Annotated in this window: 11 protein-coding genes; all 11 read left to right on the top strand. The window is 67.8% G+C overall.

The window, feature by feature from the left end; translation table 11 throughout:
- Positions 1-167 precede the first annotated feature (167 nt).
- Positions 168-1,226, top strand: a complete 1,059-nt coding sequence (locus ACZ9YD_RS02100) for a pilus assembly protein PilM (RefSeq protein WP_465073482.1) — start codon at positions 168-170, stop codon at positions 1,224-1,226.
- Positions 1,226-1,876 carry a PilN domain-containing protein gene (locus tag ACZ9YD_RS02095; protein ID WP_465073481.1) on the top strand — a complete coding sequence of 217 codons (651 nt, stop codon included), beginning with the start codon at positions 1,226-1,228 and terminating at the stop codon, positions 1,874-1,876. The genes ACZ9YD_RS02100 and ACZ9YD_RS02095 overlap by 1 nt, the downstream gene beginning before the upstream one ends.
- Positions 1,873-2,544, top strand: coding sequence for a type IV pilus inner membrane component PilO (locus tag ACZ9YD_RS02090; protein WP_465073480.1), 672 nt, complete (start codon positions 1,873-1,875; stop codon positions 2,542-2,544). The genes ACZ9YD_RS02095 and ACZ9YD_RS02090 overlap by 4 nt, the downstream gene beginning before the upstream one ends.
- Before the next feature lie 20 nt (positions 2,545-2,564).
- Entirely contained in the window at positions 2,565-3,086 is a 522-nt protein-coding gene (locus ACZ9YD_RS02085; protein ID WP_465073511.1) for a pilus assembly protein PilP, read from the top strand.
- A 14-nt stretch (positions 3,087-3,100) separates the two neighbouring features.
- A complete protein-coding gene (locus ACZ9YD_RS02080) occupies positions 3,101-4,990 on the top strand; it encodes a type IV pilus secretin PilQ (RefSeq protein WP_465073479.1) in 1,890 nt (629 codons plus the stop codon).
- Positions 4,991-5,135: 145 nt separating this feature from the next.
- Complete coding sequence (locus tag ACZ9YD_RS02075) at positions 5,136-6,128, top strand: AAA family ATPase (RefSeq protein WP_465073477.1); 993 nt, start codon at positions 5,136-5,138, stop codon at positions 6,126-6,128.
- Entirely contained in the window at positions 6,110-7,036 is a 927-nt protein-coding gene (locus ACZ9YD_RS02070) for a DUF58 domain-containing protein (RefSeq protein WP_465073476.1), read from the top strand. The genes ACZ9YD_RS02075 and ACZ9YD_RS02070 overlap by 19 nt, the downstream gene beginning before the upstream one ends.
- Positions 7,036-7,500: a DUF4381 domain-containing protein gene (locus ACZ9YD_RS02065; RefSeq protein WP_465073475.1), complete on the top strand. Its 465-nt coding sequence runs from the start codon at positions 7,036-7,038 to the stop codon at positions 7,498-7,500. Before ACZ9YD_RS02070 ends, ACZ9YD_RS02065 begins: the two co-directional genes overlap by 1 nt.
- Positions 7,497-8,519, top strand: a complete 1,023-nt coding sequence (locus ACZ9YD_RS02060; protein ID WP_465073473.1) for a vWA domain-containing protein — start codon at positions 7,497-7,499, stop codon at positions 8,517-8,519. The genes ACZ9YD_RS02065 and ACZ9YD_RS02060 overlap by 4 nt, the downstream gene beginning before the upstream one ends.
- Complete coding sequence (locus ACZ9YD_RS02055) at positions 8,516-10,267, top strand: VWA domain-containing protein (RefSeq protein ID WP_465073472.1); 1,752 nt, start codon at positions 8,516-8,518, stop codon at positions 10,265-10,267. The genes ACZ9YD_RS02060 and ACZ9YD_RS02055 overlap by 4 nt, the downstream gene beginning before the upstream one ends.
- Positions 10,264-11,973: a BatD family protein gene (locus ACZ9YD_RS02050; RefSeq protein WP_465073471.1), complete on the top strand. Its 1,710-nt coding sequence runs from the start codon at positions 10,264-10,266 to the stop codon at positions 11,971-11,973. Before ACZ9YD_RS02055 ends, ACZ9YD_RS02050 begins: the two co-directional genes overlap by 4 nt.
- Positions 11,974-12,017 lie beyond the last annotated feature (44 nt).

Genomic DNA, 12,017 nt, shown 5'->3' with positions numbered 1-12,017 from the left:
CGGTACGCCGGTGGAACAGGGCTTGCAGGAAGGCGCCGCTGGCCGCGTCCACAGGTGGTTCAGCTTCCCGGAATCGAAAACGCGTGTTGCCAATATCGGGAAAGTCCGCTATTTAATGCGCCGGGACACGAGGCGTGGCTAAACGCCCGTGGCAAAGGGGATATTCCGTGGGGCTCATCACAAAAAGCCAGGTGCCGGTCATCGGCGTCGACATCAGCTCGACTGCGGTCAAGCTGCTGCAGCTGTCGCGCCAGGGCAATCGCTACCGCGTGGAGCACTACGCGGTCGAACCGCTGCCGCCTAATGCGGTAGTCGAAAAGAACATCGTCGAGGTGGAGGCCGTAGGCGAGGCCATCCGCCGCGCAGTGTCGCGCTCGGGCACCAAGGCCAAGCACGCATCGGCCGCGGTCGCGGGTTCGGCGGTCATCACCAAGACCATCCCGATGCCGGCCGATCTCGACGAGGACGATCTCGAATCGCAGGTCGAGCTCGAAGCAGTCAACTACATTCCGTATCCGATCGAGGAGGTGAACCTCGATTTCGAGGTGCTCGGGCCGATGCCCGGCAACGCCGAGATGGTGCAGGTGCTGCTCGCGGCCTCGCGCTCGGAGAACGTCGAGTTGCGCGCTTCTGCGCTGGAACTGGGCGGGCTGACCGCCAAGGTCATCGATGTCGAGGCCTTCGCGGTCGAAAACGCGTTCGCGATGATCGCCGGTACGCTGAGCATGCCGGTCGACGGCGTGGTCGCGCTGGTCGATGTCGGTGCGACGATGACCACGCTCAACGTGCTGCGCAACGGGCGCAGCCTGTACTCGCGCGAACAGGTATTTGGCGGCAAGCAGCTCACCGACGAGGTGATGCGGCGCTACGGCTTGAGCTACGAGGAAGCCGGTCTGGCCAAGCGCCAGGGCGGTCTGCCGGAGAGCTACGAGGTCGAAGTGCTCGAACCGTTCAAGGAAGCCATGGTCCAGCAGGTCAGTCGCCTGCTGCAGTTCTTCTATGCCGGTAGCGATTTCAACCGGGTCGACCAGGTGGTACTGGCGGGTGGCTGCGCATCGATTCCGGGTGTCGCCGACATGGTCGAGGAGCAGTTGGGCGTGCAGACCGTGCTCGCCAACCCGCTGGCGCAGATGACCCTCGGCCCGCGCGTGCAGGCGCATGCGCTGGCCCAGGATGCGCCCGCGCTGATGATCGCCTGCGGCCTAGCCCTGAGGAGCTTCGACTGATGTCCAGGATCAATCTCCTCCCGTGGCGCGCCGAACGGCGCAAGCAGCGGCAGAAGGAATTCGGTGTCATGGTCGGCATCGCTGCGGCGGCTGGCGTGGCGCTGTGGTTTCTCGTGAACATGTACTACAACGCGCAGATCGACGGCCAGAACGAGCGCAACGCGTTTCTGCAGCAACAGATCGCTGCGGTCGACACGCAGATCACGGAGATCGAAGCGCTTGAATCGCAGCGTGCACGCCTGTTGGCGCGCAAGGCGGTGATCGAGGAACTGCAGGGCAATCGCTCGCAGATGGTCCATCTGTTCGATCAGCTGGTGCGCACGATTCCCGATGGCGTGCTGCTGACCTCGCTCAAGCAGGAAGGCCAGACGCTGACGCTCGAAGGCCGCTCGCAGTCGAACGCGCGCGTTAGTACCTACATGCGTTCGCTCGATGGCTCTGGCTGGATGACCGGCCCGCAGCTGTCGGTGATCGAAGCGCGGGACGGCGTGCCGGGCCTGCCGTATGCGTTCACCCTGAGCGTGCAGCTGTCCACGCCGGCCGCCAAGGAAGCGGCGGCAGCCGAGGGCACCGAACCGGCTGCGCCGGTCGACGGCGTGCCCGAGGCCGCACCGGTCGCTGCACCCGCTGCAGAAGGAGCCGCGTCGTGAGCAAGAAGAAGATGTCGCTGCGCGAGCTGGACTTCAACAACACAGGGTCTTGGCCGCGCGAATACAAGATCGGCGCCTGCATCCTCGTGGGCCTGCTGATCTTCTTCCTGCTGTGGTACGTGATCACGCGGGAGAAGGGCGACGAGCTGACGAATCTCGAAGCGCAGGAATCCACGCTGCGCGCCGACTTCGAGACCAAGCAGGGCAAGGCCGCGAATCTCGAGCCGCTCAAGCAGCAGCTGGCCCAGATGGAGCAGCAGTTGCAGCAGATGCTGCGTCAGCTGCCGAGCAAGACGGAGATGCCGGATCTGATCGTCGACATCTCGCAGACCGCGATCGCGACCGGCATCCAGAATGACTTGTTCAAGCCGGGCGAGGAAATGCCGCGCGAGTTCTATGCCGAGCAGCCGATCGCGTTGCGCATGGTCGGCACGTATCACCAGTTCGGTGCCTTTGTCAGCGGCGTCGCGTCGCTGCCGCGCGTGGTCATCATGACCATGCACGACATTTCGCTGAAGCCACGCGGCACTGGCACCGACGGCCTGGCTGGCATCGGACCGAACTCCAGCCTCGAGCTTTCGGGCACCGTGAAGACCTACCGTTACCTCGACGAAGAAGAGACCGCCGCACAGGCCCAGGCCGCGCAGACGACGGAGGGGACGCCGTGATGGCCGTCAGGACGGGCAACATGATGCGCGGCGCTGCGCTGCTTTCCCTAGCGCTGGCAGCCTCGGGCTGCGGTCGCGGAGTCACCAGCGAGCCGGGCGAGGCGCCCAACCTCGAAGTCTGGGCCGAAGAGGTCAAGCAGCGTCCTGCCCCGGCGCTCGAGCCGTTGCCGGTGATGCAGCAGTTCGAGACCTTCGAATATTCGGCGCAGGGCATCCGTGACCCCTTCAGTAATGCGTTCACGGACGATTCGGGCGGCAGTGGTCCGCGCCCGGATTCAGACCGGCGCAAGGAAATCACCGAGCAGTACCCGCTCGACAGCATGTCGATGGTGGGCACGATCGGCACCGGTGGCCGCATCGTCGGTCTGGTGCTCGCACCGGACAAGGTGACCTACCGCATTACCCCGGGCAATTACCTGGGGCAGAACGATGGCCGCGTCACTTCGGTCAATGAAAATCGCATCGAGCTCGTCGAGCTCGTGCCCGATGGCGCCGGCGGCTGGTTGGAACGTCCGGCTTCGCTCGCGCTGAACGAACAATGATGAGGGGAAGCAACATGACCGTGAGCAATGCGGGAAGCCTGCAGTCGGGCCGGATGAAATCGGTGCGTGCCGGCGCGCTCGGTCTTGCCATAGGACTGGTGGCGACGTTCACCGGCGCCCATGCGTCGCCGACGCATGCGTCGATGCTGCCGCTGCTGCAGGCAACCACTGCGGCGGCGCAGCCGGCTGGTGCGGTTGCAGTGACGGATATCGATTTCCGACGCGGCGATGGTGGCTCCGGCAAGCTGGTGCTTCGTTTCGACGGCGATGGTGCCGCGCCCGACCTGCGCACGCAGGGCGGTAACGTGGTCATCAACGTGGGTAACGCGACACTGCCGGCTTCGTTGCAGCGCCCGCTCAACGTCACCGACTTTGCGACACCGGTGCAGCGCATCGATGCGCGTCAGGGCGCCGACGGTACGCAGGTCGTCCTCAGTGCCCGCGGCGACTTCGAGCCGATGGCATACCAGAGTGGTCGCGACTACATCGTCGAGATCATTCCGCGCACGGCTGCGGCGACCAACGATCGCGCAGTCGGCGCAGCGTCCACGGCTGCGACAATGGGCCAAGCCGCCGCGGCGACAGTCTCGGATGTCCGCGCCTACAGCGGTGCGCCGGTGACGTTCAACTTCCAGGATGTGCCGGTGCGTACGGTGCTGCAGCTGATCGCCGACGAGTCGAACCTCAACATCGTCGCCAGCGACAGCGTGACCGGCAACGTGACGCTGCGTCTGCAGAACGTGCCTTGGGACCAGGCGCTGGATATCGTTCTGCAGGCCAAGTCTCTCGACAAACGCCGCAGCGGCAACGTCGTTTGGGTCGCGCCGCAGAGCGAGATTGCTGCGTTCGAGCAGGCCAAGGAAGATGCGCGCCTGGCGATCGAAGAGCGTGCGGAGATGACCACCGAGTACATCCCGATCAGTTACGGCAATGCAGAAGATATTGCGAAGCTGCTGACGGAGGAGAGTAAGAGTGGTTCGGGTGGCGGTGGGGGAACAGGCGGCGCGTCGCAGCAGCGTGGTTTTTTGTCTTCGCGTGGCAGCCTGAGCTTCGATAGGCGCACCAACACACTTCTGGTTATCGATATCCCGAATCGGGTCGCTGAGGTCAAGCGCCTTGTCAACATGCTCGACAAGCCGGTGGATCAGGTCGTCATCGAAGCGCGCATTGTCATCGCGAACGAAGCGTTCGCTCGTGACTTGGGTGCTCGGTTTGGCGTGAGCGCAACCAAGCAACGGGTGAACGTCGGCGGCACTCTGATCAACAACACCCAGACTGGCGTAACAGCGCCCGGCGGACTGAATGTAAATCTGCCGATTACTGGTGGAGCTCCTTCTCTGGCATTTACGATCCTTGGAAACACCATTGACTGGGCGGTCGAGTTGCAGGCTCTGCAGCAGGATTCCCGTGGCGAAGTGATCTCAAATCCGCGCATTGTGACGAGCAATCAGCGCGAGGCCATCATCAGTCAAGGGCAGGAGGTTGGGTATCTAACGGTGACCGGCGGTCAGAGTAATAGTGTCCCTACTGTTCAATTTAAAGACGTGCTTCTTGAGCTGAAGGTGACCCCGACCATCACCAACGATGGACGCGTCTTCCTTGCGATGGATATCAAGAAGGACGAGATCATCGATTACATTGAATACCCGGAAATCGGCTCAGTGCCCTTGATCAGTAAGCGCAATGTGACGACTGCGGTACTGATTGATGATGGACAGACCGTTGCGATCGGTGGTGTTTACGAGTTCACCGACCGTGCATCTCTATCGAAAGTGCCGTTTTTGGGGGATCTGCCTATCTTAGGAAACCTTTTCAAAAGTCGAGGTCGCACAAAGGACAAGGCCGAACTGCTGATTTTTGTGACTCCGAAGGTCATGCGTGTGGCGCAGCGGCCGGTTGGCTGATCTGAGACACAGTTGTTCAGCGACGGGGCCTTCGGGCCCCGTTCGCGTTTCGGAATCACCGATTTGGCTGGCGTTGTGAACCTCTGTCGCGTGTTCCGGTCAAACTGGGCTTCTGCGCGATGGGCGCCGGTGACCGAGGATGGCGATGAATCTGGTTGACGGAACTGCGGACGGACTGCACGCGCGGTTCGTGGCGCTGCGCGATGCGCTGTCGGAAGAGATCATCGGCCAGGCAGCGCTGGTCGAACGGCTGCTCGTGGCGCTGTTGGCTGACGGGCATCTGCTGGTCGAGGGCGCGCCCGGTCTGGCGAAAACGATGGCGGTGCGAGCATTGGCGGCGCGGCTGGATGCGGATTTCGCGCGGGTGCAGTTCACACCAGACCTGCTGCCCGCGGATCTGACCGGCACCGAGATCTGGCGGCCGCAGGACGGCCGTTTCGAGTTCCAGGCCGGGCCGATCTTCCATCCGCTGCTGCTCGCCGATGAAATCAATCGGGCGCCCGCCAAGGTGCAGTCCGCGCTGCTGGAGGCGATGGGCGAGCGCCAGGTGACGGTGGGTCGGGAGACCTATCGGCTGCCGGACCTGTTTCTGGTCATGGCGACCCAGAATCCGATCGAACAGGAAGGCACCTTTCCGCTGCCGGAAGCGCAGCTGGACCGGTTCCTGATGCACGTGCGCGTGGGCTATCCGGAAGCGGACGCGGAGGCACGCATCCTGCAGCTCGCGCGCGATCGCGCCTTGGCCCAGCTCGACGCAGTGTCGACGCCGGTCGAGCGCATGCCGCTGTCACAGTTGTTCGAGGCGCGGCGCGCGGTCCTGGCGATGCATGTGGCGCCTGCGGTGGAGCGCTATCTGGTCGAGCTTGTACTGGCGTCGCGCGATGCCGGCCGCTACGACGCGGCGCTGGCCGCACGCATCGCCTGGGGCGCCAGCCCACGCGGTTCGATCGCCCTCGAGCGATGTGCACGCGCGACTGCGTGGCTCGCCGGACGCGACTTCGTCACGCCCGACGATGTGCGCGCCGTGGCGCCCGATGTGCTGCGCCACCGCGTACTGCCGAGCTACGAGGCCACGGCCGAGGGCTGGGACGGCGAGCGTCTGGTGCAGGCGTTGATCGAGTGGGTGCCGCTGCCGTGAATCCGGGCGAGCTGGACGTCGCGCCGGGCGTGCGCCCGTCGCTGGCGGAACTGGTCGCGCTGCGTCCGCTCGCGCGGCAACGCGGCGCGATGCGTCGTGCCCGCAGCGGTGTGCGCGCTATCGCGCCGTCGCCGCAACGCGGGCAGGGCATGGAGTACGCGGAGTCGCGCGATTACGTGGCCGGCGACGACGCGCGGCACATCGACTGGCGTGTGACCGCGCGCACCGGGCGTCCGCACACGAAGACGTTCCAGCGCGAGCGCGAACGGCTGACGCTGATCGTCGCCGACACCGCGGCCACGCTCTACTTCGGCACGCGGGTCCGCTTCAAATCCACCCAGGCCGCACGCGCAGGCGCAATCGCGGCCTGGACCGCGGCCGCCGATGGCGATCGTATTGCGGCCTTGCGTGGTTCGATGATCGAAGCGCCGGTGCCGCCAGCGGGCGGCACGCGCGGTGCGCTGCGGGTGTTGCACGCGCTGACGCGTTGGTATGCGGCGCCGCCGGCAGGCGATGCGGGACTGGGCGTGGCGATGGACCATGCGCGCCGCTTGCTGCGTCCCGGCTCGCGTTTGCTGGTGTTGGCGGATTCGGCCAGCGCCGCCGCGGTGCCGGCACGCGACTGGGCGGCGGTCGGGGCGCACTGTGATGCGCTGGTGTTGCTGCTCGACGATCCGCTCGAACGTGCACCACCGCGCGGGCATCTCGGGTTCGCGAGTGACACCGGACGGGTCGATCTGGATCTGTCGGGCGTTGCGCAGCGCGGGCGCTGGCGCGAGGCCTTCGATGCGCCGCGAGACGCGGCGATCGCGCATCTTCGACGCGCCGGCATCGGCGTTGAGTCCGTGTCGAGCGATGCGCCGAGCGACGGCTGGTTGTCCGCATTCGCCCGTGGCCGGATGGGCTGATGGCAACGATGCCCGACCTGGTGCTGCGCGACATCCATCAGCCGTCCGCACCGTCGTGGTGGCCACCGGCGGTCGGCTGGTGGTGGCTGGCGGCCGCGCTCCTGCTGCTGGTCTGCGCAGTCGTGGGCTGGCGTCTGTTCCGCGCTTGGCAGCGACGGCGCTGGCAACGGCTGTTCGATGCAGAGGTTGAGACTGCGCCGGATGCGGCCGCGCGGATCGCCGCGATGTCGTCGTTGCTGCGCCGCGCGGCGCGGCGACATCGAGCCGATGCCGATCGCCTGCATGGCGATGACTGGCTGTCGTTTCTCGACACCGGCGTGCCGGGCGCGCCGTTCACGACCAGCGAGGGCATCGCGTTGCGGGACGGCGCATTCCGGCGTGATGCCGACGCTTTGGACACCACCGCCCTGCACGCACTCGCACGCGCGCGTTTCGTCGCCTTGATGCTGGGACGCCGTCGATGACCGGCGAGCTGCCCGCATGGCTGCCGGCGCTGGGCGAGATGTTCGCGTGGCCTTGGTGGCTGCTGGCGATCCCGCTGCCCTGGCTCGTGTGGCGTTTCCTGCCGGCGTCGCAGAGCCGCGGCGGTGCGCTGCGCGTGCCCTATCGCGGACTCGATGCGCTGGCGACCCACGGCAGTGCAGCCGGCGCGTCGAAGACGCCCTGGCTGTTGTGGGCGGCGTGGTGTCTGCTGTGCATCGCCGCCGCACGTCCGTTGCAGTGGGGCGAGGTCGAACAGCCGCCGCGCAGCGCGCGCGATCTGATGCTCGCTGTCGATCTGTCGGGCAGCATGAGTGAGGAAGACATGTTCGTCGGGCGACGGCCCGTGGATCGGCTCACCGCGGCGAAGGCGGTCATCGCTGATTTTCTCGAGCGCCGCGCCGGCGATCGCATCGGTCTCATCGTGTTCGGCCAACGCGCCTACGCGATGACGCCGATGACGCTGGACCGCGAGAGCGTGCGCCAGCAGCTGGACGCGACGGTCGTCGGTCTGGTCGGGCGCGAAACCGCGATCGGCGATGCGGTCGGCCTCGCCGTCAAGCGGCTGCAGGATGCGCCGCGCGGCCAGCGCCTTCTGATCCTGCTGACCGACGGCGTCAGCAACGCCGGCGCACTGACACCCGACAAGGCCGCCGAACTGGCGCGCGATGCGGGGGTGCGCGTCCACACGATCGCGTTCGGCAGCGATGCCGGTGCGGGCGGTCTGTTCGGCTTCCAGATGCCCGGCAGCGAACCGGCGATCGACGAGGCCGCGCTGCAACGCATCGCCGATACCACCGGCGGTCGCGCGTTCCGTGCGCGCGATACCGACGAGCTTGCCGGCATTTACGGCGAGATCGATCGTCTGGAACCTGCCGAACGGCCCGGACCCGCATTACGTCCGCGCATCGAACGCTATCCGCTGCCGCTCGGCGCGGCGTGTGGATTGCTGATGCTCGCGCTGCTGCAGCAGTTGAGCCTGCGTCGCGAGGCGGCCGCATGAATCTGCCATTCGACGCGGTGCAGTTCGCGCGCCCGGCCTGGCTGTGGGCGCTGCTGGCGTTGCCGCTGCTGGCCTGGATCTGGTGGCGACGTCGACGCAGCGCGGAGGCCTGGCGCGAGGCGGTGGATCCGCATCTGCTCGCGCATCTGCTCGAAGCGCGTCCGGATCGGCGCGGTCTGTTCGGGCTCGTCGCGTGGCTGCTCGCCGGCTTGCTCGCGGTGCTCGCACTTGCCGGGCCGGGTTGGCGCGAGGTCGCGGTGCCGCTCGACACGCAGGGCATGGCGCCGCTGGTCGTTGCGATCGATCTGTCGACCGCGAGCACCGCCAGCGATCTGCCGCCCTCGCGGCTGCTGCAGGCGCGCGCGAAGCTCGCGCAGTTGCTGGCCGAACGTGGCGCGGGGCAGGTCGCATTGATCGCCTATGCCGATGACGCGTTCACCGTCGCACCGCTGACCGACGACGCGCGCAACGTGGCGCTGTATCTCGATGCGCTGTCGCCCGAGATCATGCCGGTCGATGGCCGGCGCGCCGATCGTGCGATCGCGCATGCAACGCGTCTGCTGCGACAAGGGCAGGCGTTGCGTGGCGACATCCTGCTGGTGACCGGCGATGCCAGCACTGGGGCGGTTGCGGAAGCGGGCATTGCCGCGCGCATGGGCTATCGGGTCTCGGTACTCGGGCTCGGCACCCCCGCAGGCGCGGCCTATCGCGATGCTGCCGGTGCGCTCGCGCATGCGCGCCTCGAGACGGTTGCGTTGCGTGCGCTCTCGGTCGCCGGCGAAGGGCGCTACCACGCACTGTCGATCGACGACGGCGATCTGCGTGCGCTCGGTGTGCTCACCCCGGAGACGACTGCGGGCGCGGCGTCGGCGCGCAGCGATGCGAGCGTGCGACGCGTGCTCGACGAGGGTTACTGGCTGGTGCTGCCGCTGCTCGCGCTGGTGTTGCTGGCCTTCCGGCGTGGTTCGGCCTTCGCGTGTGTGGCGGTACTCGCGTTGTGGCCGGCCCTGTTGCCCATGCCCGCACAGGCGCAGGCGCCGGCTGCGACGCCCTGGCAGCGCGTCGATCAGGTGGCGGACGGCCGGATGCGCGCGGGTACGTCGGCCTATCGCAGCGAACGCTACGACGAGGCCTTGAAGACGTGGACCGGATTGCCGGGCGCCGACGCTGCATACAACCGTGGCAATGCGCTGGCGCGGCTGGGTCGTCTCGACGCCGCTATCGCGGCGTACGACGAGGCGCTGTCGCAGCAGCCGGGCATGGCCGATGCGGTCGCCAATCGCGCGGCTGTCGAAGCCGCGCGCAGCCGCAAGCCGCCACCGGGACAGGGGCAGGATCCGCGCGCGCCGCAGACACCGCGCGACGACGGTGACAGTCAGCCGAAGCCGGGCGAGACCGGTGATCCTTCGGACAGCCAGCGGGGCGATGCGCAGGGACAAGGCGATCAGCGTCCGCCGTCGGACGCTCCGGAACCGCAGGCCTCCGACACCCCGCCGCCGGCCGATGCACAGGCGCAGCGCGACGCGGATGCGCAGCAGCGCGAACAGATGCAGCGCGCGCTCGACGGTCAAAAAGACCCGTCCGATGAAGACGCCACCGACGCCGGCACGACGGGCGCCGAGACCGGCGACGAACGCGAGCAGGCGAATGCCGCGTGGCTGCGACGCGTGCCCGACGATCCGGGCGGATTGCTGCGGGCCAAATTCCGGCTCGAACACGAACGTCGCGCAACGGGAGGCGACCGATGAAGGCTGTGCGTTCGAAGGGCGCGCGATCCGCGGCGTGGATGGTCACGATGCTGTTGCTGTCGTGCCTCGTCGGCGTTGCGCAGGCGCAGACGCGCGCGTGGCTCGACCGCGACCGCATCGCGTTCGGCGAAACGACCACGCTTAACGTCGAAACCGACGGCGCAGGCGACACGCCCGACTGGGCGCCGCTGGCGCGCGATTTCGACGTCAGCGGCCACACCAGCCGGCGCGAGGTCGAGATCACCGGCGGCCGGCGCGTGACGCGCTCGCTGTACGGCGTTGCGCTGCGGCCGCGCCGGGAAGGCGTGCTCACGGTGCCGGCCCTGCAGGTCGGCACCGTGAGCACCGCGCCGCTGTCGCTGAGCGTCGCCCCGGCTGCCGTCACGGCCGCACGTGATGGCGCGCCGGCCTTCATCGAAGCCGACATCGACGTGCAGTCGCCGTACGTGCAGCAGTCGGTGGGTTACGTGCTGCGGCTGTATTACGCGACGCCGCTGGTGTCGGGCAGCCTCGACCAGCCCTCGCCCGAGGGCGCGTCGATGCAGCGCATCGGCAGTGACGTGCAGTACAGCCGCGACATCGACGGACGGCGCTATACCGTCGTCGAGCGTCGCTATCAGATCGTGCCCGAGCGCAGCGGCACGCTGTCGATTCCCGGCGCGCGTTTCGAAGGGCGCGGCGCAGGCGGCGGCATGTTCGACGATGTGTTCAATCGTGGACCGCGCGAGCTGTCGGCGAACGGGCCGCCCAGCGTGCTCGACGTCCGCGCGATGCCCGCAAACGCGCCGCAGCCCTGGCTGCCGCTCTACGGCGTGCAGGCGCGCTGGCTGGAAGCGCCGACGCAGGGGCGTGCGGGCGAGGCCAGCACGTTCGTGCTTGAGGCCGTGTTCGATGGCGCCGTGGGAACGCAGTTGCCGGAGATCTCATTGCCGCCGTTGCAGGGCGCGCAGGTGTTCGCCGAACCGCCGCAGTACGACGAGAGTTTCGAGGACGGCCGGCCGCGCGTGCGGCTGACCCGGCGCTACTCGGTGGTGCCGCGCGCCGAGGGCAGTCTGCAGGTGCCCGGCCCGCGGATCGCCTGGTGGGACGTGCGCGCGGGTGCGGCGCGGACCAGCGGCCCGCCTGCGGTGTCGCTGGCGGTCGCGGCTGGTGAAGCGTTGCCCGGTGGGGCGCCACAAGCGGAAGTTGACGCGGTGGCTTCGACCGCCGTGTCGACACCATCCGATGCGGCTGACTCGAAGCTGTGGCCCGCGCTCGCGGCACTGCTCGCCGCGCTGTGGCTGGCGACCGCGTGGGTGGCATGGCGCTTGTATCGGCAGCAGCCGATTGGCCTGGCGCGCGCAGGCGTTGCGTCGTCGGCGCCGGGCGACGCGACGGTTCCCCCGCAATCTTCCGGCTCAGCGGGCCAAGCCCAACGCCGCCTGATGCAAGTGCTGCAGACCGGCGAGCCGGCGGACGTCGAGGCCGCCCTGCGCGCTTTGTCCGACCCGCCCGCGGCGGATCTCGACACGATCGCGGCCCGTCTCGATGCGCCCGCCCAGCGCGAGGCCGTCGGCCTCTGGCAGCGGGCGCGCTGGACCGACGGCGATCTACCCGGCGCACGTCAGGCGTTGCGCGCGGCGTTTCGCAGTGGCGCTTCGTGGCAGGGTGCGTCTTCGCACGCGCCGCGCGGCCCGGATCTGCCACCGTTGTACCCGCGCCGCTGATCCCCGCTTCCTGCTAGCCTCCGCGCTTTCCCGCGGTCTCCACG

Source organism: Luteimonas sp. AC640a, from assembly GCF_979256585.1.
This window is presented reverse-complemented; position numbering and strand designations above follow the sequence as displayed.